The following is a 22,400-nucleotide window of genomic DNA, read 5'->3' as shown; positions in this document are numbered from 1 at the left end:
AACGCGCGGAAAGGACGAAAAGTGCCGCGCGCTCAATCTTCCGGCGCGAAGGTGATTTCCGCGTGCGCGCGCAGGCGTTCCACCAGCGCTTCGCCAAGGATGGAGCCGGGCGTTCCGATTCCGCCCGGCGCCTCGCTGGCGAGCAGGGCCATGCCGGTTTCCGCCAGCATCCGGCTGGTGGAGCCGTAACCCGGATCGTAACGGCCGCGGACGCCGTAGTGCAGGCGTTCGCCCGTGGCCATGTCACCCACGAACAGCACGTCGTAATGCCCATTCGCGCGCTCTTCGGCGGTGGGGCCTTCGCCCGGGGCGGGCGGTTTTGCGCCGAAGGGGTTCTTGAGGAGGGCGGCGACCGCGTTGGCGGCGGCCTTCCCCGCATCCCCCGGGCTGGTCAGCATCATTTCGTCGTAACGGAAATCCCGGCCATAGGGGAACGCCTTGAGGTAGTTGGTCCGGTGCACGTTCTTCACGTTGATCGTGGCCATGATGAACGGCGCCGCCCAGCGGCCGAGATCGTCTTCGTAATGCGGCACCAGGCCGAGCGGCTGGTCGGGCCCTTCGAACCCGGGGGTGAGGGCAAAGGGGCTTTGCAGCAGCAGCGCGAGGCGCGGGTTCCGGGCCACCGCCTTCATCGTCGCGGCGAGACTGGCCGCGGTGCCGCCCGAGAACGTGCCCTGCATCGACCGCACCCGGCCGCGCACGCGCGGCGCAGGCTTGCCGAACCGGGCGACAGCCTCTTTCTGAAGCATCAGGACGCCGAGATCGAACGGTATCGAATCGAACCCGCTGGAAAAGGCGATGCGCGCCCCGCTCGCCTGTGCCTGGTCATGGTGGGCGTCGATCATCTCGCGCATCCAGCCCGGTTCCCCGCACAAGTCGGCGTAGTGCGTGCCGGTGTGGGCGCAGGCGGCGACGAGTTCGCTGCCGTAGAGCTGGTAGGGTCCGACCGTCGTCAGGACCACGCGCGTTCGCCGGCACATGGCATCGAGCGTGCCCGGATCGTCCGCGTCGGCGATCACCAGGGGCGTGTCGGCGGGCGCCCCGATCAGGGAGCGGACTTCGGCCAGCCGGGCGCTGCTTCGGCCGGCGATCGCCCACTTCGGGGCGCCGGGCTTGCCTTGATATTCGCGCACGAAGTGTTCGGCCACCAGGCGCCCGGTGTATCCCGTCGCGCCGTATACGACGATGTCGAATTCCCGGTCAGCCATTGTCGCGCTCTCCCGTCATCCCGGCGCACGCCGGTCGCCCGGGACAACCTGCGCCATAAACCGGCGGGATGCCAGCGTTTCGCTGGCCCTGGTCAAGGCTAGAGCCTGGGCAGCGTCACCCCGCGCTGGCCCATGTATTTGCCGGCACGGTCCTTGTAGCTCACCTCGCACCGTTCGTTCCCTTGCAGGAAGAGGAACTGGCACGCGCCTTCGTTGGCGTAGATGCGGGCCGGCAACGGTGTGGTGTTGGAGAATTCCAGCGTCACGTGGCCTTCCCAGCCCGGTTCCAGCGGCGTCACGTTCACGATGATGCCGCAGCGGGCATAGGTGCTTTTGCCGAGACAGATGACCAGTACGTCTTCCGGCACGCGGAAGTATTCGACCGTGCGGGCCAGCGCGAAGGAGTTCGGCGGGATCACGCAGACGTCGGTCTTGCGGTCGACAAAGCTATTGGCCGCGAAATCCTTCGGATCGACGACCGCGGAATCGACATTGGTGAAGATCTTGAAATCGTCCGCCACGCGCGCATCGTAGCCATAGGACGACAGTCCATAGCTGATCACGCCGTCGCGCCGCTGCGCTTCCACGAAGGGTTCGATCATCCCGCGCGTCGTTGCCGCCTCGCGGATCCACCTGTCGGACAGAATCGCCATGGCCGTGTGATTCCCCAGCCGCACCGGCGGGGCAAGCCGGACCGGCGGCTTATCCTGCGCTAATTAGCCGGGCAGCCTGTCCCGATTGAGCGCGCGGACATGTTCCAGCCAGGTTCCGGGCTTGCGCGTCATCGACTTGGGCACCGGGGCGTTCAGCCCGGCAAGCTCCGCCAGCCGGCCCACGAAGTGGATGCAGTTGCGGGTGTCGAGATCGTAATACTTGCCCGGTGCATCGCGCCAGGCGGCGACCTCGCGCCGGATCGCGTCGAACTGCGCCTGCGTCAGCTCGATCGAGAAATGGCGCCGAGTGCGTGCGATGTAGTCGGGCTTTTCGGTCATGACGATGTGTTCGACCGGGCCCATCAGGATGCGCGGGCTGATCCGCCGGGCGCTGAACCCGTAGTTTTCGTCCACCGCGTTGCCGGTCGCGTCGTCGATGCCGCGCAGGACCACGAACGTGTGCGCGAAGCGGCCGAAGTTCCGCGATCCGTCATAGCTGTGGAACGTGGCCGTGACTTTCGCCAGGGCACTGGCGGGCAGGGCCAGCGCCAGCATTGCCAGCAAAAAGGAAAGGGCGCGACGCATGTGCATCGCGCCCTATCATCTGGCGGCGCGGGATAGAACCCCGCGATTCAACCGGAAATTCCGTCCGTCAGAACTTAACCGAGCCGGTCACGAAGATCTGGCGCGGGCTGCCGTAGAATGCCGTCAGCGTGCCTTCGCGGCCCAGCGTCGGAGCCGGGTAACCGTTCGCGGCAAGCGGGATCTGGCCCGTGACCGCGTTGGCGCCGATGAAGGTATAACCGCTGGTCTTGTATTCCTTGTCGGTCAGGTTGCGGCCGTGGATGCCGATCGACCAGCGCTTGTCAGGCGCGTTGTAGACCAGGTTGGCGTCGAGCAGGGCGTAGCCCTCCTGGTCGATGTACGGGTTCGGGATTTCGAACTGGTAGGTCTTCGAACGGTACGAAAGGGTCGTGCTGAACGACACGTCGCCATCGCCCACCGGGGTGGAATAGCCGAGCGTGCCGCTGGCCGTCCACTTGGGCGTGTTCTGGACTTCGCGGAAGTCGGCGACGTCGGTCGGCACGCCGCCGATGTTGGTGATGTACTGCTTGTACTGCGCGTCGATGTAGCCGAGCGACCCCGCGAAGGTCAGCCGGTCGCCGGCGGCCATCAGGTCCTGGGCGAGGCGCGCGGTCGTTTCCAGCTCGACACCCTTGAAGGTCGCCTTGCCGGCGTTCGACACGATGCCGCAGAAGCTCTGCACCGGCTGGCCGTTGACGAACGTGGTGCAGCCGACCGAGCCGGGGATCTGCACGTCGGTGTAGTCGGCGTAGAAACCGGCCAGCGCGAAGTACACCGCACCGCCTAGCAGGTTGCCCTTGTAGCCCACTTCGTAGCTGTCGACCTGCTCCGGCGCGAAGCTGAGGAACGCGGTGACTTCCTCGTCGGTTGGCCGGCCCGGAATGGCGGCCGGGGCATTGGTGCCGACCCCGCGCGGATCGAACCCGCCGCCCTTGAAGCCCTGGCTGAAGCTTGCGTAGAGGTTGTGGTCCGGCGTCGGCTTGAAGCTGAGCGAAGCGCGCGGCGTGAACTTGTTGAAGTCGCGGCTGCCGGAGAAGTTGGTGCCGGGCGCGCCGACCGGGATGCCAAGGCCGCCGAACGTGGGCGACCCGCCGCCGAGATAGCTCTGCCGCAGGATTTCCGCGGTCCGGGTATCCCAGGTGTAGCGGCCGCCGACCGACAGGCTGAGCTGGTCGGTGATGTCGAAGGTCGCGTCCGCGAAGATCGCGTAGGTTTCGGTGTCGACGTTCGCCTCGGTAAAGGCGGTGAAGCCGTTGAGCGTGGTCGACAGCCGCACGTCGAACAAGGTGTCTGCCTTGGCATCGAGGTAGTACAGCCCGACCAGCGCCGAGATCGGACCCTGGCCGTAGAGCAGCTGCAGTTCCTGGCTGATCTGTTCGTTGGCGTAGATGCCGGGAACGTCCACGTCGACCGCCGGCAGCGCATCGAAGTCGATCGGCGTGGCGGTGTAGTCCTTGCGCCAGGCGCTGATCGAGCGGAGCGTCAGCGCGTCCGACAGGTCCACGCTGATGTTCATCGCCAGCCCGTAGGCCTCGATATCCTGTTCCGGATCGTTGAGCCCGCCGCGGGTGTCGTACACGTCGTCGAGCACGGGCGCCCCGTTCAGCAGGCCCGGGATCAGGCGGTGGCCGCCGCGCGGATTGCTCTTGTCCTTGGTGTAGTCGCCCGAAATGCGGACGAGGACCGGTTCGCCATAGCCGCCCATTTCGAGCGTGCCGCGCGCGGCCCAGACGTTCTTGTCGTAGTTGTCGAGCCCGGTGGTGAGGTTCTTGCCGAACCCGTCACGCGTCAGGCGGGCGACGGCGGCGCCGACCCGGATGATGTCGTTCACCGGGACCGAGCCGCTGATCACACCGTCAAGCTGGTTGTAGGTGCCGTAGGTTGCGCGGATGTTGAGCGACGGGTCCTGCGGCAGCATGCGGGTGACGTACTTCACCGCGCCGCCGACCGTGTTACGGCCGTAGAGCGTGCCCTGCGGGCCGCGCAGCACCTCGATCCGCTCCACGTCGTAGATGTCGAGCACGGCCGCCTGCGGGCGGTTGAGGTACACGTCGTCGAGGTAGATGCCGACGCCCTGTTCGAAGCCCGAGACAGGGTCCTGCTGGCCCACGCCGCGGATGAATGCGGTGAGGGTGGAGTTGGTCCCGCGGCTCGCCTCGAGCGTGGTGTTGGGCGTGGTCTGGCCGATGTCGGTGATGTCGATGGCGCCGGCCTGGGCGAGCGCGTCGCCGCTGTAGGCCGTGACCGCGATCGGCACGTCGACCAGGTTTTCCTCACGCCGGCGGGCCGTGACGACGATCGCGCCCTCGTCGGTCGCGACTTCGGCTTCTGCCGCCCCGGTGTCCGGGGTGTTCGGCAGGTCCTGCGCGGCTGCCGGCACGGCGTATGCGCCCAGCGCAATCGATGTGGCGAGAGCGATGCGGCTGGCGCGGTGGAACGTGCGGATCATGGATTTTCTCTCCTGCGCGGCGCGCAGCCAATTGCCGCGTCACCCTTATTTCAACAGCACTCTATTGAAACCTGAACCACCCTTCAACTTTTTTCGTTGCGTGCGGCCTCTTCTCGCCATAGCGTTGCGCGATGGACACAACCGAAGCCGCCACGTCGAGCGCCGCCAGCCCGGGCAAGGAGCCCCGCACAGCGCGCGGCCGTGAAACGCTGCGCAAGCTGCTGGACGCGGCGGCCAAGGAATTCGGCGATCTGGGGTTCCATGCCGCCTCGATCAGCGGAATCACCCGCCGCGCCGGCACGGCTCTCGGCAGCTTCTATACCTACTTCGACAGCAAGGAGGCGATCTTCTCAGCCCTGGTCCGGGACATGAGCCAGGCGGTCGCAGACGCGGCCGCGGCCGCCATGCCCCAAGGCGTGACCGGGGTTGCGCGGGAACAGGAAGTGCTCACCGCCTTCCTCGACTTCGCGCGGAGCCACAAGGAAATCTACCGCATCATCGACGAAGCCGAATTCGCTGATCCGGCCAGCTACCGCGCGCACTACGAAGGCGCCGCCCGCCGCATCGCCGCGCGCCTCGACGATGCGGAGAAAGCCGGCGAGCTGGTGCCCGGCGACAACGAAGTGCGCGGCTGGGCGATCATGGGCGCGAACGTGTTCCTGGGCCTGCGCTACGGCGTATGGGACGAAAGCCGGCCCGCCGAGGAGATCGCCGCCACCGTCGCTGCCCTGCTGCGCGACGGCATGGCCGCGCGCTAGCTCGCCAGCAGGCTCGCGTTGCCGCCCGCAGCGGTCGTGTCGATGCACACGACGCGTTCGGTGGCGAAGCGCAGGACATAATGCGGCCCGCCGGCCTTGGGGCCGGTGCCCGACAGGCCTTCGCCCCCGAACGGCTGGCTTTCCACCACCGCCCCGATCTGGTTGCGGTTGACGTAGAGGTTGCCCACCCGGGCCAGGCGTTCCACCGTGCGGCGCGTCTCGGCAATGCGGCTGTGCAGGCCCAGCGTCAGCCCGTATCCGGTGGCGTTGATATCCGCGATCACCTGTTCGAGCTCTCCCGCGGCGAACCGCGCCACGTGGAGCACGGGCCCGAAGTTCTCGCGCGCCAGGTCGCGGATCGATGCGATTTCGATGATCGTGGGCGCGACGAAGCAGCCGCCCCGCGCCTGTTCGGGCAGTCCGCGCCGCCAGACGGGGCGCCCTTCGGTCTGGCGCCTGGCGACGTGCCGTTCCAGCTGGCTGCGCGCGTCCTCGTCGATCACCGGGCCGACATCGGTGTCGATCGCCAGCGGATCGCCGATCACCAGCGCGGCGAAAGCGCCCTTGATCATCTCGATCATGGCATCGGCGACATCGTCCTGCACATAGAGGACGCGCAGCGCGCTGCATCGCTGGCCGGCGCTCTGGAATGCGCTCGCCACCACGTCGCGCGTTACCTGTTCGGGGAGGGCGGAGCTGTCGACGATCATCGCGTTCTGTCCGCCGGTTTCGGCCACGAGCGTGGCGATCGGCGCGTCGCGCGCCGCAAGGCTGCGGTTGATCGCCTGCGCGGTCTGGGTGGAACCGGTGAAAGCGACCCCTGCGATCCGCACGTCGGAGGTGATGGTCTGCCCCACCTCGCCCGCCCCGGGGAGAAGCTGGAACACCTCTTCGGGAATCCCGGCCTCATGGCACAGGCGCACCGCGAGCGCGGCGATCAGCGGCGTCTGCTCCGCCGGCTTGGCGATCACCGTGTTGCCAGCAGCCAGCGCCGCGGCGGCAGGGCCGATGAAGATCGCCAGCGGGAAATTCCACGGGCTGATGCTGGCGAAGACGCCGCGGCCCGCCAGGGTCAGGCGGTTTTCCTCCCCGGTCGGGCCGGGGAGCGGCATCGGCGCGGCGAACAGGCGGCGCGCCTCCCCGGCATAGAACCGCAGGAAATCGACCGCTTCGCGCAACTCCAGCACGGCGTCGACCAGGGTCTTGCCGGCTTCGCGCTGGCACAGGCTGATGAATTCGGCGGTGTGCGCCTCGAACGCGTCTGCCGCTGCCTCCAGCAGCAGGGCGCGTTTCTCTCCGCCCAGCGCGTTCCAGCCCGGCTGGATCGCCTCGGCCCGGCCGATCGCCTCGGCCACCTCCACCGCCGTCGCGTCGCGCCGCGTGCCCACCTGGCGGGACGTATCCTGGGGCGAGGTGATCGGTGCGATCTCGCCCGGGTCGCGATGCGGAAAGGTCGGCTCGGCAGTCCAGGAGCGGTCTTCGAGGCGGGCGAGCTCGGCCAGAAGGGGTTCGCGCACCAGCGGGTCGGCCAGGTCCACCCCGGCGCTGTTCGAACGGCTCCCGAAGATTGCCGTCGGCAGCGGGATCGCCGGATTGCGGCGCGGCGACAGGGCGGCGAGCTCCGCCACGGGATCGCCGGTGAGGTCGCTCACCGGAACGGCCGCATCCGCCATGCGGTTGACGAAGCTGGAGTTCGCCCCGTTCTCCAGCAGGCGCCGGACGAGATAGGCCAGCAGGTCCTTGTGCCCGCCGACCGGCGCGTAGATCCGCACCGGCGTGGGCGCGTTGCCTTCGCTGCGGGCGAGTTCGGCGAAGACGTCTTCGCCCATGCCGTGAAGGCGCTGGAATTCGAACGCGCGGTCGCCGGCCAGCGCCTTGATCGCGCCGATGGTGTAGGCGTTGTGCGTGGCGAACGCGGGGTAGATCGCGTCCGCCGATTCCAGCAGTTTTGCGGCGCAGGCGAGGTAGGACACGTCGGTCGCCACCTTGCGGGTGAACACGGGATAATCGCGATAGCCGCCGACCTGGCTCAGCTTGATCTCGGTATCCCAGTACGCGCCCTTCACCAGCCGGACGAACAGGCGCCGCCCGTGCCGCCGGGCGAGCTTCGCCACCCAGTCGCAGACGAAGACGGCACGTTTCTGGTACGCCTGCACGGCCAGCCCGAAGCCGCCCCACGCGCCGCCGTCCGCCCGCGTGAACAGGCTGTCGTCTGCGACGAGCGTCTCGATGATGTCCATCGACAGTTCCAGCCGCTCGGCCTCTTCGGCGTCGATGGTGAAGTGCATGCCCCCGTCGCGCGCCTTGCCCGCCAGATCGCGGAGCATCGGCACCAGCGCGGCTTTCGCGGCATCGGCGTGGAGGAAATCGTAGCGGGGATAGAGCGCCGACAGCTTCACCGAGATGCCCGGCGACCGTTCCCACCCCTGCGCCGTCTCGCGCGAGAGGCGCGCGATCGCCGCTTCGTAGCTGGCGCGGTAGCGTTCGGCGTCGGCGAAGGTCATCGCCGCTTCGCCCAGCATGTCGAAGCTGTGCGTCAGGCCGCGGGCGCGTTCCGGCGCGGCCCGCTTCAGCGCCTCGTCGATCGTGCGGCCGAAGACGAATTGGCCGCCGAGGATCTTCATCGCCTGGAGCGTCGCCGTGCGGATCACCGGTTCACCCAGCCGGCCCATCGCGCGCCGCAGCGTCGCGCCCATGCCGCGCTGGTGCGCTTCGGGCGGGTCCAGCACCTCGCCGGTCAGCATCAGCGAGAACGTGGCCGCGTTGACGAAGGTCGAACTCGATTCGCCCAGGTGATCGCCCCAGTCGATGTCGCCGATCTTGTCCTTGATCAGGGCATCCGCGGTGGCGGTATCGGGCACGCGCAGCAGCGCTTCGGCAAGGCACATCAGCGCGATGCCTTCCTCCGTATCGAGGCCGTATGTCTGGAGAAACGCGTCGAGCCCGCTGGCCTTGCGCGCGCGGGCCCCTTCGATCAGTCGCCCCGCGATACGCGCCGCTTGCGGATGAACGGCCTGCGCTGGCGCGGCCATGCGGATGCGTTCTGCGATGCAGGCCTCTTCCTCCTGACGGTAGGCGAGGCGCATGGTCTGGCGGTCGATGGCGGAGGCGCCGGGCGCGGGGGAGGGCATGGCATGCCCCTGCACCCGGTTGCACTTCCAATCAAGACGCACGGCAGCCGGGATGGGTCAGCCGAACCGTTCCTTTCGCGGCCCCACGAAGCCGAACAGGTAAGCGGCCACCTTGCGCATCTGGATCTCCTCCGCGCCCTCGGTGATGCGGTAGCGGCGGTGGTGGCGGTAGATGTGCTCGAACGGCTTGTGCCGGGAATAGCCGATACCGCCGTGGACCTGCATCGCGCGGTCGGCGGCATCGCAGACCAGCCGGTTGGCGTAGTAGTTGCACATCGAAATCCTGTCGGACAGCGCGTGTTCGATGGCCTTGTGGGGAATGCGGTCCATCTCCCACGCGGTCTTGTAGATCAGCGTGCGCAGCATCTCGATCTGGGTGGCAAGCTCGACCAGGGGGAACTGGATCGCCTGGTTTTCGGCAAGCGGCTTGCCGAACGGCTTGCGGCTGCGCGCGTAACGCACGCTTTCCTCCACGCAATAGGTCGCCGCGCCAAGGCTGCTGGCGGCCTGGCGAATGCGGTTCTGGTGAACGAAGCTCTGCGCCAGGCTCAGCCCGCGGCCTTCCTGCCCCAGGATGGCGCTGTCCGGCACCCAGACCCCCGCGAACGAGAGGCGCGGATGGTCCGTGGGCATGTTGAAGGTCCACATCCATTCCTCGATCGTGAGGCCCGGCGTGGGATTGGGCACCAGGAAACAGGTGATGCCACCCGCCGAACCGTCAGCCCCGCTGGTGCGGGCGAAGGTGGCGCAATGCGTGGCGACGTGCATGCCGGTGATCCACATCTTCTCCCCGTCGATCCGCCAGCCCGCCACGCCGTCGCGGCTTTCCCTCACGGCGCGGGTTTCCATCCATGTCGCGTCGCTGCCGTGGTCGGGTTCCGTCAGCCCGAAGGCCACGCGCCGGGTGCCTTCGAAACCGCCGTGGATGAATTCCTGCTTCTGCGCCTCGGTGCCGAACTGGTCGAACATCGCCACGAACGGGAAGTTGCCGACGATCGAGTGTTCGTTCTGCAGGTCGTTGTGGAGGCCCAGCCCCCGCGCGGCGAAGCGATCGCGGATCACCGCCATCCACAGGTTGGAACCGTCCTTGCCGCCATAGGCCGCGGGCGCGGAAAAGCGCCAGTGCCCGGCGGCATCCGCCGCCTTGCGCGCCCGCTGCAGCAGCGCTTCCCATTGGGGCCGGGGCAAGCCATCCCTTTCGAAGTCGGTGCGCGCCCATTCGCGGCGATGATCGAAGAAGCGCACGTTATCGTCGGCTGCGACAAGCGGCTCGATCTCGCGCGCGATGAACGCTTCGAGCTCGGCGTAATAGGCCTCGAGCGCGGCGGGTATCGTGAAATCCATGCGGCATCTCCCGTCGGGAGAGGCTGAACGCGTGGTGGCGGTTATGCAAGGTGCCCGCCGCAGGCAGGCACGGCGCGATCAGGCGGTGGCGGGGCGCATCCGCTTGCGCACGGTGCGCGCCACGATCAGCGGCACGATCACGGACACGGCAATTCCGCCAAGCGAGCAGATGCCGAGCCAGATCGCCATCCAGGTCCCGCCCGATTCGTACATTGCCCACAGCACGGGGGCGGCGAGGATCAGGCCGCGGATTTCATTGAAGACGAGTGCGACCCCGCCGAGTTTCAGGAGCACTTCCAGCATCGAGGATAGAGAACCCGTCATGGGTCCGTTCGTGCCGCAAGGAGGTTGCTATACGGTTAAGCCGTGGCCCCGGCGCGGCCAATGTCAGTGCCCGGCGAGAGGGTTCACGGCCTGGCCGTTGCGCCGCATTTCGTAATGGAGATGGGCCCCGGTGGTCCTGCCGGTCGCACCGACTAGGCCGACGAGCTGGCCGCGCGATACGCGCTGACCCGGACTGACCATGAGCCGCGACAGGTGGCCGAACCGCGTCTGCAGTCCGCCGCCATGCTCCAGCGTCACCAGCAGGCCATAGCCGCCTGCCCAGTTGGCGAACGACACCACCCCGTCCGCCGTCGCGATCACGGGCGTTCCGGTGGATGCGGCGAGATCGACGCCGCTGTGCATGCGATAACCGCCCAGCACCGGATGCGCCCGCATGCCGAAGCGGCTGGTGAGGGCGGTGCGCCCGGTCAGCGGCAGGCGGTCGGGGCGGGAGATCGCGCCGGCGACGGGCGCGCTCGCCGTCGCGCGGGGCCGCAGCTCGATAGGGGCGCCAAGCGCGTCGCTCGCCTTGCTGACCGTGATGACGGCGGGGGCATAGGCGGGGTCTTGCGCGCTGTCTTCGGCGCGGGCGGGCGCGGCGATCGCCATGCACCCCGTCGCCACCAGCAGCGACAAGGCGTGCGCACGCCTCATTGCGCGAGCACGGCGACGAGGCCGCCGATGCCGATGGCCACGCCGTAAGGCAGCTTGGCGAAGGGCGACTCGCGGTCGGCCGGGCGGTTGGCGCGCCCGCGCAAGCGCACCGCGAAGAAGACAATCAGCAGGAGCAACCCGGCCAGCGCCACCGAGACCAGCAGGCGAAGACCGGCGGTCACGGGAAGCCAGGCCGCCATGGACGCGTAGAACTTGGCATCCCCCGCGCCGATGACGCGGGCCGCGAACAGGCCCATCGTCACGAGAAGGGCGATCACCGCATGGAGCGCAGCCCAGCCCATGCCGGGCCAGCCGGCCTGCACCCAGGCAAATGCCAGGCCCAGGGCCAGGTTGACGCCGCACAGCCAGTTGGGGATGCGCCGCTGCGTCACGTCGGTATAGGCCGCCATGCCCACGACGCCCGCAAGCGCGACGAGAAACAGCACCGACGGCATTGTCCAGAGTTCCGGCGCGATCACCCGGTCACTCGCCGAGCGGGATGCGGATCGGGTATGTCTGCACGCGCGCCGCCGGCCGCACGCTGGCCACCGTGACCGTGCGCACCGCGGGGCGCGCCGACCGGGCGCCGACTTCGATCACCGCGCGGCGCTGGTTGGTGGCCAGGGCGGGCGCGCCCGGCTCCGCGGCGCGGATCGTGACTTCCGCCGCAGACACGCGCTGGATTCGGCGGGGCGGCGCCTGCACCGATATCCCGCCGGCCAGCTGGCGCACGACAGGGCTTACAACCGTTGTCTCCGCCACCAGCACGTCTGGCGCGGGCGCGGGCGCGGGGGTAGCGGCGGGCGCGGCCGCGGCAAGCGCCGCCTGGCCGACGCGCGGAATGCCGCTGCGGACATAGAACAGCGCCAGGTTTGATCGATAGCGGCTGTCTTCGGGCGAAAGCGCGACCGCTGTCAGGAAGAACCGCTCCGCCAGGTCCTCGCGCCCCAGACGGCTGTAGGCCACCGCGAGCCCGTTGTAGGCCGCCGGCGCATGTTCCTGGAATGACTTTGCGAGCATGAACGAATCGATTGCCACCGGGATATGCCCTTTGCGGAGCGCCTCGCGCCCTTCGGCCAGTTGCTCGGCGCCGAAATCGAACGGCGCGGCGATCTCCCCATCGGCGGCCGGCGCGCTCGCCATGCGGTTTCCGCCGATGCCCAGCGCCTGGCAGCCGCCCAGCGCGAGCGCGAGCGTGGCGAGCGAAGCGGCGGCAGTGGTGCGGCGCAGAGAACGTGTCATCGTCAGCCTCCAGTCATCATCGGGAAGATCTTGCGAACCATCAGCACCGCGGCCGGCAGCATCAGCGTGCCGATCATCGTCGGCAGCATGCAGGCGACCAGCGGGATGGAGATGAGCACCGGCAACCGGTGCGCTTTCTCCTCGGCCCGCATCTGGCGCTTCTCGCGCATTTCGGCGGCATAGACCCGCAAGGTGTTGGCGACGCTGGTGCCCAGCTTGTCGGACTGGATGATGAGCGTGGTGAAGGCGCGAATCTCGTCCACCGCCGACGCGTCCGCGAGCTTCCGGAACGCCTCGTCGCGCGTCGCGCCGGCCCGCAATTGCAGCACCGTGATCATCAGCAGCTCGGCGACCAGCGGATGCGAATTCACCATCTCGCGCCCCACCCGGTCCATCGCGGCTTCCAGCCCCAGGCCGGATTCCACGCAGACGAGCAGGAGATCGAGGCAGTCCGGAAATCCGTTGATGATGGCTTCCTTGCGCCGGTCCGCCCGCGCCCGGATGTAGAGATTGGGCAGGTAGAGCCCGATCAGGGCGAGCACTGAGCCCACAAGATACGTCTTCAGGAACGACGGCGGATCGTCGCCCGAAAACGCGATGACGACATAGAGCAGGGGCAGGACGAAGATCATCCCCAGCCGCACCAGCGTGAAGACGCGCGGTGCGGCGGGCGAGGGGAAGCCGGCCTGGCGCAGCAGCGAACTCAGCCGCTCGCTCTTGGTGTCGGTCAGGTTGAGGCCGGCACGCTCCACCGCGGCGGCGAGCCGGGCCCACGCGGTCTGCGCTTCGCGGGTGCGCAGGCTTTCGGTGTGCGAGCTGCCGATCGTTTCTCCCAGCATGATGCCCTTGGCCGAGAGCTGGTCGAGCTGGCCGCGCACGGCGATGCGGCGGTTGCCGTAGAACAGGGCCAGGAGCGAAAGCCCGGCGACGATCCCGAAAATGCCGAGAAGCAGGAGCGCGCGGACCGTCGAGTCCTGGGCGGCGAGTTCAATCATGACCTAAACCTTGATGTCCACGAGCTTGCGGATCCAGAAGACGCCGATGAAGTACCAGACGATCATCGTGGGCAGGCCGAACATGAAGATCGGATCGCCCGCCACGTCGAGGTAGAACGCCGGATTGACGAAGAACATGCCGACGAACGTGATCACCGGCAGGACGGTGAGGATCCACCCGGTCATTCGCCCTTCGGAGCTGAGCGAGCGGACCTTGAGGTATAGGCTCGCCCGCGCGCGGATGATGGTGGAAAGGTTTTCGAGGATTTCGGCGAGGTTGCCGCCCGTCTCGCTCTGCACGGCCAGACTGACGACGAACATGCGGATGTCTTCCATGTCCCAGCGTTCGGCCATCGCGTCGAGCGCATCGGTCAGGTCGGCGCCGTAGGCGACCTCGTCGGAGACGAGGCCGAATTCGCTGCCGATGGGGTCTTCCATCTCGGTCGTAAGCAGGGTGATCGCGCCGGCAACCGGGTGGCCCGACCGAAGCGCCCGCACGAAGATGTCGATCGACACCGGGAACTGCTGCTCCATCTTCTTGCGCCGGCGCTGCCCGATCATGTTGATGATGATCACCGGCAGCCCCGCGGCCATCGCGAAGGCGAGCGCGAAGGCGAGCAGGAACACCCCGGCCGTCAGCGGGAACCCGGCGAAGGATGCGCCGAGCAGCAGCACCACGCTCACCAGGGTGAAACCGACCGCCATCCAGAACAGGAGCTGGCCCACGCTCAGCGGCACCGCCGCGGCGAACAGCGCCCGCTGCAGGCTGCGCAGGACCGAGGCGATCGGTCCGGGGAATTCTTCAAAGTCGCTGATCGCGTTCTTGCGGAGCTGGGCGGCGATCTCCACCCGGTCGGCCCCCTGGCGCAGAAGCTGCAGCCGCTTGTTGACCGCCGCCACCCGGGCGCGGTTCCGCCAGAATGCGCCCAGCACCACCTGCGACAACAGGAAGACCGACGCGAAGATCGCGAGCAGGACGAGTATGCGGAGAAGCGGTTCGAGCATCAGGAGAACGTCAGTTCCGGGCGGAAAAGATCTGCTGGCAGGTCGAACCCGTTGGCCGCGGCGTCCTGCAGCAGCTTGGGCCGGATGCCGGTCGCCTCGAAATGGCCGATGACTTCGTTGCTTTCGGTCCGGCCGGTCACCTTGAAGCGGAAGATTTCCTGCATCGTGATGGTCGCGCTTTCCATGCCGGTTACCTCGGCCAGGCTGATCACGCGCCGCCGCCCGTCCGCAAGGCGCGCCACCTGGACTACGACGTCGATGGCGGAGGCGATCTGCGCGCGGGCGGACGCGGGCGAGATTTCGATCCCGCTCATGCCGATCATCTGCTCGATGCGGCTCAGCGCGTCGCGCGGGGTGTTCGCGTGCACCGTGGTCATCGATCCGTCGTGACCGGTGTTCATCGCCTGGAGCATGTCGAACGCCTCGCCGGCGCGGACTTCGCCGATGATGATGCGGTCCGGCCGCATGCGCAGGGCGTTCTTGACCAGGTCGCGCTGGCTGACTTCGCCCCGGCCTTCGATGTTGGCGGGGCGTGTTTCCAGGCGGGCGACGTGTTCCTGCTGAAGCTGGAGTTCCGCCGAATCCTCGATCGTGACGATCCGCTCGCGCTCGTCGATATAGGACGACATGGCGTTCAGCAGGGTCGTCTTGCCCGAACCCGTCCCGCCCGAGATCAGCACGTTCCGCCGGGTGCCGACCATGGCGTGCATCACGCGGGCCATCGGTTCGGGGACGCTGCCAAGCTCGATCAGGCGCTCGATCCCGATCGGCTTCTTGGCGAACTTGCGGATCGACAGCAGTGAACCGTCGATCGCCAGCGGCGCGATGATCGCGTTGACACGCGAACCGTCGGCAAGGCGCGCGTCGACGAATGGCGAGCTTTCGTCGATCCGGCGCCCGACCGCGCTGACGATTTTCTGGATGATGCGCAGCAGGTGCTTTTCGTCCTGGAAACGCGTGGGCACGCGCTCCAGCACGCCGCCACGTTCGACGAACACGGTCTGGTGCCCGTTCACCAGGATGTCGGTGATCCCGTCGTCCTTCAGCAGGGGCTCGAGCGGGCCGAGGCCCAGCAGTTCGTCGAGCACTTCCTTGGTCAGCTCGTCGCGTTCCGCCGCGTTCAGCGCCTCGCGCCGTTCCTGCAGCAGTTCCTGCACGATCTCGCGGATTTCGTGCTCGATCTGCGCGCGCGGCAACTGGTCCAGCGCGGCAAGATTGATCTTGTCGAGGAGGGCGCGGTGGATAGAGACCTTGAGCGACAGCTTGCGGTCGGCCGCCCGATGTTCGGCCGTGGCGGGGACGAGCGCGTGGGTCTGCGCCTGCGCCGGATGGGCGGCCGGCTGCGGCATCTCCGGTTCCGGCGCGATCCGTGTCGGCTTGCGGAGTGTCCACGGGCTCACGAGCGGGTCGCCCCCTGGATGATGTGGTCCGCAAGCCGCTCGATATCGGCGCCGAACTTCGTCTTGCCCTGGATCGCCGGGAGCAATGCGCCCTGGTCCTGGGCCGAGCGCAGGGCGGGGCCGGCATCGGCGATGGTGACGATATCGCCGCGGCCCAGGGCGCGGGCGATTTCCGCCACCTTGGTGGAGCCGAACAGCTTGCGTTCCATCCGGTTGATCACCAGCGAAACCCGCTCCGCCGGCACGTCCACGCTCGAAAGCAGGCTGGCGGTGCGCTTCGCCTGGCGCAGGTTCGAAATGGCGGTGTCGGTCAGGAGGACGACATTGTCGGTCCAGTTGATCAGCGACAGGGTCCAGTCCGCCCACAGCGGGGGCAGGTCGATGAGGACGTAATCGAACTCCGCCCGCGCCTGGGTGACGATGGCCAGCAGGTGATCGACATCCAGCCGGTCGATCGGCGCGATGGCGTCGGGCGCGGCGATGAAGCTGAAACCGCGGCCGCTGTCGGTCACCGCGCTCATCATCAGGTCGCGGTCGAGCCGTCCGCCCGCCTCGATCAGGGCCTGGATCGTCGCCTGCGGCTCGATGCCCAGGAACGATGCGGCCGTGCCCTTTTGGAGGTCCAGATCGATCAGGCACACCCCGCGGCTGCCGGGATTAGCTTTCGCCATCGCCGCGGCGAGGTGCGTGAGCACGCTGGTCGCGCCGCAGCCGCCCGTGGCGCCGATGACGGCTACCAGCGGGCACGCGCTCGCCCGGCCGGGTGCGCTCGCCTGCTCTGCCGCGACATCCATCACCTGGGCGGCGAGATCGTCGAGGTCGAAGGGCAATTGGGCGACGTCCCGGATGCCGCCGCGCACCAGCATCCGCGTGGTCGCGATGTCGGCGCGGGCGAGCGCGGCGATGACCGGCAGGTCCGGGTAGCGCAGGCGCAGGCCCATGATCCGCGAAACCGACGGCTCGCTTCCGGGATCGACCTCCACCACCGCGACGGGCGCGTTGCCCAGCCCGGACAATTCCAGCGGAGCGGCGGGATCGAGCTCGAGCACGACCGCGTCGGCCAGCGGGCTCGCGCCTTCCCCTGCGCGCAGTGCCGCCGCGAACGGCGGGGCCACGACGATAACCACGCCTGCGGGAAAGGCCTGCGACGTGCGCTTCATCGAACGGAATGCTGAGGTCATGTTGGTCATGTCGGTCCTAGTTGGCGTACGTGCCGTCGCCGTCTTCCATAGTGAGCGAATACTGCGCGCCAGGAATGCCCAGGCTGATGAGCCCCGCGAGGAACAGGGGGCGGAAATCGAGATTGTCGATCCGGACCGTGACGATCGGCGCAACGTCGGGCCCGTTGGGATCGCCGGAATAACCAAGGCCGGACCAGGCATAATCGACGCTCACGTCGTCGGCGCTCAGCCTCGGCTGGATCTCCTGCATGCGGCCCACGAGCGTGCTGAACGCCGCGGTGTCCGCGGTCAGCGGGAAGGAACAGGTGCCCCCCGGCGCGCAGGTGCAGGCCGTCGCGCTGCCGCCGGCGAAGGCGACACCCGGGAACACCGACTGCGGGACGGTATCGCCCTGCAGGATCGGCGGGCTCTGCTGGACGGCAAAGCTCCAGTTCTCGACCCCGTCGCAGATGAAGTTGGTGGCGACGGCCCAGCGGGCGCCGATCTGGGCGGCTTTCTCGTTTTCGTTCACGAACCAGATGAACCGGCCGACGTCGAACGTGCCCAGCAGGAACAGGAGGAACGGCGGCAGGACGAGCGCGAATTCGGCCGCCGACGCCGCGCTGCGGTCGCGCAGGAAACGGGCGAGGAAGCGGTGCAGCCTCATACCCCCATCACCGCCGCCTGGGCCTGCGCACGCACGACCGCCCCGCTGGTGTCGAAGCCCAGTGTGCCCAGGATCGACGGATAGGGAACCGTGGTGGATACGAGGACGCGCGGGGCCGTGCCGTAATCGCGGTACAGGCCGCTGTTCCACGTGTCGTCGCAACTGACCGACACGTTCACTTCCGCCGCGTCCCACCCGCTGACGCGCACTGCGCCGCCGGTCCCGGCCTGGCCCGTTCGGGTGACGTTGATGATATCTTCCTCCACATCGGCGTTGGAGACAGCGCCGCTGGAGCAATCGAAGTGCGCGAACGGCAGGCGGGCGGCATAGCGCGCGCCTTCGCGGACGCCCTTGATGACCTTGTGTTCGGTCAGCATGTAGTTGCCGCCTTCGAAGCTGCCGAACATCAGCGCCATGACCATCGGGAGGCACAGCGCGAGCTCCGCCGCCGCGGCCCCGCTTTCGCAGCCCAAGAGGCGGAAGCGGCGGGTCACTGGATCAGGTACGGCACGTCGCGCCGTATCGTCTGCGCGGCGGAGCCGTTGTCCCCGCCGATGTCGGTCCGTTCGATCAGCTCGACGTACACGTCGAACTTTTCGGTGTAGACGGTGTTGCAGTCCTTGCCCTGGCACTTGCCGCGGCTCTGCGACGGTTCGACCAGGAACACGTCGATCCAGGTCGGCACCTCCAGCTCGCGGTTGTTGAGGCTGTTGCCGTACTTGGCCCGCAGGGCGTTGCAGTTCAGCACCGCCACGCTGATCCGGCGCCGGTCGAGCCCGCTGCCGGGCACCAGGCCCCAGGGCGCTTCGTCGAGCGCAAGGGAATGCCCCTCCTGCGGCTGGGCATAGGCTTTCTGGCCGCCGCCGGCGTCCTTGATCCCCATGCCATAGAGGCTTTCGGCCAGCAGCTGGTCCGCCTCCCAGCGATAGACCTGGTAGCGGGAAGGATAGCCCTGTCCCGGCGGGAACGGGCCATAGACGCTGGGGTCGATCTGCGAGCCGTAGTTCGATCCGCCGAAGTTCGATCGCCAGTAAGCGTTGATGTCCCACTGCCCGTCGCCGGTGCGGCCGTTGGCGCAGTTGCCGTTGTTGCTCCACGCATGGCACAGGTCGCGCGGATGCCCCATGATGAGGGGCGTGGTGCCGGCGCCGTACAGCGCATCGTAGGTCGCCGCCGCAGTCGGGCGGTAGGCCTCGGTATTGAAGTTCCCGCTATTGCCTTCGTGCACCTTCCAGTTGTCGGAATTGTTGCGCGTCATGTCCTTGCGCACGCTGACGGAGGGGGAGCAGACGCCGGTGATGCCGTCGATGGAAGGGCAGAACTGCCCGGGCCCCGGAATGTCGAAGCGGACGTTGATCCCGTCGAGCACGCTGGCGTCCATGCCGTTCTTGATTTCCACCCCTTCGACCGAGACGCAGTCGCCGCCGCGCACGTCCCAGCCGAGCGCGGCGAGCAGCCCGTTGGCGCCGGTGCCGAATTCGGTCTGCAGGAAGCCGAATGCGCCGGGGGTGTAGCTGTCGTTGGCGACCAGCTTGATGCCGTCGCCCACGTGGCTTTCCGCATCGAAATCGAGCATCGTGTTTTTGTTCGCCGCCGGCTCCACCGGGTTGCAGATCATCAGCGGGGGGACGCGGCAGATCGCCGAACCCATGCCGGCGAGCGCCGCGGCGTGGAGATCGCCTGACCCGTTGAAGTTCGCCATCACCGGGGTCAGCGCATAGAACGCCTCGCGCGGGTTGACCCACACTTCGACGAAGCGGGCGGCTTCGTCGGTCAGGGCGGGGATCGTCTTGTCCTTGTCCTGGAAGAACCGGATCGTCCCGGTGGCATCGCAGGCGGTTTCGCCGGTGACGGTGACCTGGTTGCCGCGCCCGTCGTTGGACAGCATGGTGAGGTTGCGGAGAAGGCCCACCGCCGCGTTCGATGCGCGTTCGCAGGCGCCGCTCTGGCGGTCGAGCTGGGTCACGGCGGCGAGGGCGGCCTGGTCGGCGGCGTTCTGCAATTCGCTGTCGAGCGAAACCATGCGGCTGTAGTCATAGCCCACCCCGGCCACGACGATCAGGCCCATCAGCGCGATGGCGTAGGTGGCGGCAACCGCGCCGCCTTCGTCACGCCATGGATTGCCCGGCCGCCAGTTCATTTCTCACTCCCTTAGTTCGGGCCCGAAGACGTGGTCTCGCGAACCGGCTGCTTCACCTTGTCGGTGCGATAGCGTTCGGCCGCCTGGCCCGCGTGTTCGCCGCTGGTGGGCGGGTTCAGCGTGTCGTACTGCGGATCGGGGTTCACCACTTGCGCGGCCATCGTCATCCGGTTGGCATCGCCGAAGTTGGATGCGGCGGGGCCGGGATAGTTGTGTTCGCACGCGGCCATCATCGGCAGCGCGGCGGCCAGCACCAGCAGGCGCAGTCTAGAAGTCATATCCGTCTCCTTCCCCGGTGGCTGCACGGGCAGCGGCGGGCAGCGGGGTGGTGGCCGGCGCGGACGCGATGGGCGCGCCGCCGGCGGATGCCGCATCCACCGGCATGGCGCCGGGCTGCGGGGCGAGCGGGATCGGGCGATAGCTGTCCCCGGTCGTCAGCACGTCGCTGGGCAGCGGATCGGCGATCCGGTCCGTCGGCAGGCGCACCTGGCTGGGCCGCAGCGGGGCGACCAGGCGCGGGGTGATGACGATCATCAATTCCGTCTCGCCGCGCTGGAACCCGCTGGAACGGAACAGCGCGCCCAGGATCGGGATATTGCCCAGCAGGGGCAGCTGGCGGACCGTGGTCTGGAAATCCCGGCGCAGCAGGCCGGCGATGGCGAAGCTTTCGCCGTCGCGCAGTTCCACCGTGGTGCTGGCCCGGCGGGTCTGCAGGCCCGGCACGGTAAGCCCGTTGACCGTGACCGAGGCGCTGGAATCGATGGAGCTGACTTCCGGTTCCACCACCAGGCTGATCACGCCGTCGCCCAGCACCGTGGGGGTGAAGCCCAGGCTGACGCCGAAGGGCTTGAATTCCACGGTGATCGCCTGGCCGCCGCCGTCGCCCCCGCCGCTGCTCTGGGCAACGGGAATGGGAAACTCGCCGCCGGCCAGGAACGATGCCCGCTCGCCCGAAAGCGCCACCAGCGTCGGTTCGGCCAGGGTCTTGGACAGGCCCTTGCGCTCCAGCACGTCCAGCGTGGCGTCGAGGTTCAGCGATCCGATGCTGAACGCCTTGCTGATGATGCCGAACGCATCGGAGATGGCGCCCAGCTTCAGCCCGTCTTCGGCATTCAGGCTGGCCCCTTCGCCCAGCGCGCCGCGGAACGTGCCGTTGTCCGAAATGCCGAAGCCGCTGATCTGCAGCTTTTCGCCGATCTGGCGGTTCACTTCGGCGAACTTGACCTCCAGCATCACCTGCTGGCTGCCGCCGATGGTGATCATGTTGATGACCTGGTCCCCGGCATATGCCTTGGCCAGCTGCGCGGCGCGCGCGGCGGCGCCGGGATCGTTGACCATGCCGGTCAGCAGCAGATTGCCGGCCGAAATGCGTGCCTCGATCGGCTGGCCGGGGACAAGGTCGGCCATCTGCGTGCGCAGGCCTTCCACGTCGGGGCCAACCTCCACGTCCATCACCGCGATCACGCGGTTGGCGCGGTCGTAGAGGGTGAGGCTGGTGGTGCCGAATTTCTTGCCGAGGACATAGACCGACCGTTCGGAGATCGGCAGCACATCGGCGACTTCGGCGTTACCCACCATCGCGCGGGCGATGGCGCGGTCGGCGGATACGACCTGGCTCTTGTTCACCGGCACTTCGATCGAACCGGCGTGGAGCCCGTCCTGCGCGGCGGCGGGGGCGGCGGTCAGCGCCGTGCCCGCAAGGGCGATCGCGGCGATTGCGGCGAATGCGGTCTTCATCGCGGGCCTCCCAGGCTGCCGACCTGATAGCTGGTCGGTTCGGTGCCGCGCACCACGGTCATGGCGGGGCCGGTATAGATCGGTGCGGACGGCGTGCGCGCCGCCGCGGGCGGAGAGATGGAGGCAAGCTGCGGCAGGCTGGGCGCGGGCGCGGCGGATCCCCCGCCTCCGCCGCCGCCACCGCCACCGCCGGAACGGCCGCCGATCACCAGGCGCGGCAGGCCCAGCTGGCGACTGGTCATCGTGCGGGCGACGCGTTCGCCTTCTGCCGGGGCGGAACCGGCCTGCGCCTCCACCTTGCGCAGCGTCAGGTACAGGGTGCCCATGCGGTCGGCCATGGCCAAACGCTGGGCATCGGTGGGTGTCACGGCCACGGTCGCCGTGCGGCCGGGAATGGGGTTGCCTTCCTTGTCGTTGGCGGTCTGGTCGATCGCCAGCACCTGGACGTTTTCCAGGATCATGTCGGCGCGCTGGTCGGCCTGGGTGGCGCCGTCGCCTTCGATCTGGCGCAGCAGCATCACGTCCACCATCGTGCCGGGGAGAACGAAGCCCGAAACGCCGGTGGTGTTGGAAATGGGAATGGACATCGCGCGGAAGCCGTCGGGCAGGATCGCGGCCAGCGTGGCGCGGCCATCGGTCCCGCTGACCTTGCTGCGCAGCACCGGTTCGTTGATCACGATCGGGCGCAGGGCCACGCGATTGTCCTTCAGCGCCTCCGCTATGGAGGTGAACGCGCCTTCGGGCACGCTTGTCGCCGGGTAATTGGCGAGCTTGAGGTTCTGCTGGGTCAACGGCGCGCCGAATTCGAGCGGCTGCGTGGCGACGACGATGCGCACCAGGCGCTGCTCTTCAGCGATCGCGGCCTGCTTTTCCTCGACGCCGGAGAAATAGGAATTGGCGAGGATGACGGCGAAAATGCCGATCACCACCGCCAGCGCGATCAAAACT

Annotated in this window: 21 protein-coding genes; 1 reads left to right on the top strand and 20 read right to left on the bottom strand. The window is 68.1% G+C overall.

What is annotated here, in order from left to right; all coding sequences use genetic code 11:
* Window positions 1–32 precede the first annotated feature (32 nt).
* The 4 genes from GRI40_RS08470 to GRI40_RS08455 form a co-directional block, all read right to left on the bottom strand.
* Window positions 33–1,208, bottom strand: coding sequence for a saccharopine dehydrogenase family protein (locus tag GRI40_RS08470; protein ID WP_160610915.1), 1,176 nt, complete (start codon window positions 1,206–1,208; stop codon window positions 33–35).
* Between the two features lie 98 nt (window positions 1,209–1,306).
* The gene (gene dcd / locus GRI40_RS08465; RefSeq protein WP_160610914.1) at window positions 1,307–1,861 is read right to left on the bottom strand and encodes a dCTP deaminase; all 555 of its coding nucleotides are present in this window, start codon (window positions 1,859–1,861) and stop codon (window positions 1,307–1,309) included.
* A 63-nt stretch (window positions 1,862–1,924) separates the two neighbouring features.
* Window positions 1,925–2,446 carry a hypothetical protein gene (locus GRI40_RS08460; RefSeq protein WP_160610913.1) on the bottom strand — a complete coding sequence of 174 codons (522 nt, stop codon included), beginning with the start codon at window positions 2,444–2,446 and terminating at the stop codon, window positions 1,925–1,927.
* A gap of 67 nt (window positions 2,447–2,513) precedes the next feature.
* Window positions 2,514–4,895, bottom strand: coding sequence for a TonB-dependent receptor (locus GRI40_RS08455; protein WP_160610912.1), 2,382 nt, complete (start codon window positions 4,893–4,895; stop codon window positions 2,514–2,516).
* Between the two features lie 131 nt (window positions 4,896–5,026).
* Between GRI40_RS08455 and GRI40_RS08450 the strand changes: the two genes are divergently transcribed.
* Window positions 5,027–5,653: a TetR/AcrR family transcriptional regulator gene (locus tag GRI40_RS08450; protein ID WP_160610911.1), complete on the top strand. Its 627-nt coding sequence runs from the start codon at window positions 5,027–5,029 to the stop codon at window positions 5,651–5,653.
* On the opposite strand, the gene putA is transcribed toward GRI40_RS08450, so the two are convergent.
* The 16 genes from putA to cpaB form a co-directional block, all read right to left on the bottom strand.
* Entirely contained in the window at window positions 5,650–8,784 is a 3,135-nt protein-coding gene (putA, locus tag GRI40_RS08445) for a bifunctional proline dehydrogenase/L-glutamate gamma-semialdehyde dehydrogenase PutA (RefSeq protein ID WP_160610910.1), read from the bottom strand. The genes GRI40_RS08450 and putA overlap by 4 nt on opposite strands.
* 57 nt (window positions 8,785–8,841) lie before the next feature.
* On the bottom strand, window positions 8,842–10,128 hold the full coding sequence (locus tag GRI40_RS08440) for an acyl-CoA dehydrogenase family protein (RefSeq protein ID WP_160610909.1): 1,287 nt from the start codon (window positions 10,126–10,128) through the stop codon (window positions 8,842–8,844).
* A gap of 78 nt (window positions 10,129–10,206) precedes the next feature.
* Window positions 10,207–10,452: a hypothetical protein gene (locus GRI40_RS08435; RefSeq protein ID WP_160610908.1), complete on the bottom strand. Its 246-nt coding sequence runs from the start codon at window positions 10,450–10,452 to the stop codon at window positions 10,207–10,209.
* A 63-nt stretch (window positions 10,453–10,515) separates the two neighbouring features.
* The gene (locus tag GRI40_RS08430; protein WP_160610907.1) at window positions 10,516–11,106 is read right to left on the bottom strand and encodes a M23 family metallopeptidase; all 591 of its coding nucleotides are present in this window, start codon (window positions 11,104–11,106) and stop codon (window positions 10,516–10,518) included.
* A complete protein-coding gene (locus tag GRI40_RS08425) occupies window positions 11,103–11,585 on the bottom strand; it encodes a prepilin peptidase (RefSeq protein ID WP_160610906.1) in 483 nt (160 codons plus the stop codon). The genes GRI40_RS08430 and GRI40_RS08425 overlap by 4 nt, the downstream gene beginning before the upstream one ends.
* Window positions 11,586–11,589: 4 nt before the next feature.
* Complete coding sequence (locus GRI40_RS08420) at window positions 11,590–12,348, bottom strand: tetratricopeptide repeat protein (protein ID WP_160610905.1); 759 nt, start codon at window positions 12,346–12,348, stop codon at window positions 11,590–11,592.
* A 2-nt stretch (window positions 12,349–12,350) separates the two neighbouring features.
* Window positions 12,351–13,343: a type II secretion system F family protein gene (locus GRI40_RS08415; RefSeq protein WP_160610904.1), complete on the bottom strand. Its 993-nt coding sequence runs from the start codon at window positions 13,341–13,343 to the stop codon at window positions 12,351–12,353.
* A 3-nt stretch (window positions 13,344–13,346) separates the two neighbouring features.
* Complete coding sequence (locus tag GRI40_RS08410) at window positions 13,347–14,348, bottom strand: type II secretion system F family protein (RefSeq protein WP_160610903.1); 1,002 nt, start codon at window positions 14,346–14,348, stop codon at window positions 13,347–13,349.
* Window positions 14,348–15,697, bottom strand: coding sequence for a TadA family conjugal transfer-associated ATPase (locus GRI40_RS08405; protein WP_160611507.1), 1,350 nt, complete (start codon window positions 15,695–15,697; stop codon window positions 14,348–14,350). Before GRI40_RS08405 ends, GRI40_RS08410 begins: the two co-directional genes overlap by 1 nt.
* A gap of 47 nt (window positions 15,698–15,744) precedes the next feature.
* Window positions 15,745–16,938 (bottom strand): CpaE/TadZ family protein, encoded by a 1,194-nt coding sequence (locus tag GRI40_RS08400; protein WP_160610902.1) that lies wholly within the window; start codon window positions 16,936–16,938, stop codon window positions 15,745–15,747.
* A gap of 7 nt (window positions 16,939–16,945) precedes the next feature.
* Window positions 16,946–17,575: a TadE/TadG family type IV pilus assembly protein gene (locus tag GRI40_RS08395; protein WP_160610901.1), complete on the bottom strand. Its 630-nt coding sequence runs from the start codon at window positions 17,573–17,575 to the stop codon at window positions 16,946–16,948.
* Window positions 17,572–18,069: a TadE/TadG family type IV pilus assembly protein gene (locus GRI40_RS08390; RefSeq protein WP_337190525.1), complete on the bottom strand. Its 498-nt coding sequence runs from the start codon at window positions 18,067–18,069 to the stop codon at window positions 17,572–17,574. The genes GRI40_RS08395 and GRI40_RS08390 overlap by 4 nt, the downstream gene beginning before the upstream one ends.
* On the bottom strand, window positions 18,066–19,715 hold the full coding sequence (locus GRI40_RS08385) for a pilus assembly protein TadG-related protein (RefSeq protein ID WP_160610900.1): 1,650 nt from the start codon (window positions 19,713–19,715) through the stop codon (window positions 18,066–18,068). Before GRI40_RS08385 ends, GRI40_RS08390 begins: the two co-directional genes overlap by 4 nt.
* Before the next feature lie 11 nt (window positions 19,716–19,726).
* On the bottom strand, window positions 19,727–19,993 hold the full coding sequence (locus tag GRI40_RS08380; protein ID WP_160610899.1) for a hypothetical protein: 267 nt from the start codon (window positions 19,991–19,993) through the stop codon (window positions 19,727–19,729).
* The gene (locus GRI40_RS08375; RefSeq protein ID WP_160610898.1) at window positions 19,983–21,452 is read right to left on the bottom strand and encodes a type II and III secretion system protein family protein; all 1,470 of its coding nucleotides are present in this window, start codon (window positions 21,450–21,452) and stop codon (window positions 19,983–19,985) included. The genes GRI40_RS08380 and GRI40_RS08375 overlap by 11 nt, the downstream gene beginning before the upstream one ends.
* Window positions 21,449–22,396 (bottom strand): Flp pilus assembly protein CpaB, encoded by a 948-nt coding sequence (cpaB, locus tag GRI40_RS08370; RefSeq protein ID WP_202390167.1) that lies wholly within the window; start codon window positions 22,394–22,396, stop codon window positions 21,449–21,451. Before cpaB ends, GRI40_RS08375 begins: the two co-directional genes overlap by 4 nt.
* Window positions 22,397–22,400 lie beyond the last annotated feature (4 nt).

This window comes from Tsuneonella aeria (genome assembly GCF_009827495.1).
In the GTDB taxonomy this organism is placed as follows: Bacteria; Pseudomonadota; Alphaproteobacteria; order Sphingomonadales; family Sphingomonadaceae; genus Tsuneonella; species Tsuneonella aeria.
The sequence above is the reverse complement of the archived record's forward strand: the minus strand, read 5'-3'. Positions and strand labels throughout refer to the sequence as shown.

Coding starts and splice junctions, on each gene's coding strand:
- GRI40_RS08400 (WP_160610902.1), bottom strand. CDS start 16,938: ATGACCAACATGACCTCAGCATTCCGTTCGATGAAGCGCACGTCGCAG.
- GRI40_RS08440 (WP_160610909.1), bottom strand. CDS start 10,128: ATGGATTTCACGATACCCGCCGCGCTCGAGGCCTATTACGCCGAGCTC.
- GRI40_RS08430 (WP_160610907.1), bottom strand. CDS start 11,106: ATGAGGCGTGCGCACGCCTTGTCGCTGCTGGTGGCGACGGGGTGCATG.
- GRI40_RS08435 (WP_160610908.1), bottom strand. CDS start 10,452: ATGACGGGTTCTCTATCCTCGATGCTGGAAGTGCTCCTGAAACTCGGC.
- GRI40_RS08415 (WP_160610904.1), bottom strand. CDS start 13,343: ATGATTGAACTCGCCGCCCAGGACTCGACGGTCCGCGCGCTCCTGCTT.
- GRI40_RS08375 (WP_160610898.1), bottom strand. CDS start 21,452: ATGAAGACCGCATTCGCCGCAATCGCCGCGATCGCCCTTGCGGGCACG.
- dcd (WP_160610914.1), bottom strand. CDS start 1,861: ATGGCGATTCTGTCCGACAGGTGGATCCGCGAGGCGGCAACGACGCGC.
- GRI40_RS08385 (WP_160610900.1), bottom strand. CDS start 19,715: ATGAACTGGCGGCCGGGCAATCCATGGCGTGACGAAGGCGGCGCGGTT.
- GRI40_RS08395 (WP_160610901.1), bottom strand. CDS start 17,575: ATGAGGCTGCACCGCTTCCTCGCCCGTTTCCTGCGCGACCGCAGCGCG.
- putA (WP_160610910.1), bottom strand. CDS start 8,784: ATGCCCTCCCCCGCGCCCGGCGCCTCCGCCATCGACCGCCAGACCATG.
- GRI40_RS08380 (WP_160610899.1), bottom strand. CDS start 19,993: ATGACTTCTAGACTGCGCCTGCTGGTGCTGGCCGCCGCGCTGCCGATG.
- GRI40_RS08460 (WP_160610913.1), bottom strand. CDS start 2,446: ATGCGTCGCGCCCTTTCCTTTTTGCTGGCAATGCTGGCGCTGGCCCTG.
- GRI40_RS08450 (WP_160610911.1), top strand. CDS start 5,027: ATGGACACAACCGAAGCCGCCACGTCGAGCGCCGCCAGCCCGGGCAAG.
- GRI40_RS08405 (WP_160611507.1), bottom strand. CDS start 15,697: ATGCCGCAGCCGGCCGCCCATCCGGCGCAGGCGCAGACCCACGCGCTC.
- GRI40_RS08410 (WP_160610903.1), bottom strand. CDS start 14,348: ATGCTCGAACCGCTTCTCCGCATACTCGTCCTGCTCGCGATCTTCGCG.
- GRI40_RS08470 (WP_160610915.1), bottom strand. CDS start 1,208: ATGGCTGACCGGGAATTCGACATCGTCGTATACGGCGCGACGGGATAC.
- GRI40_RS08455 (WP_160610912.1), bottom strand. CDS start 4,895: ATGATCCGCACGTTCCACCGCGCCAGCCGCATCGCTCTCGCCACATCG.
- GRI40_RS08420 (WP_160610905.1), bottom strand. CDS start 12,348: ATGACACGTTCTCTGCGCCGCACCACTGCCGCCGCTTCGCTCGCCACG.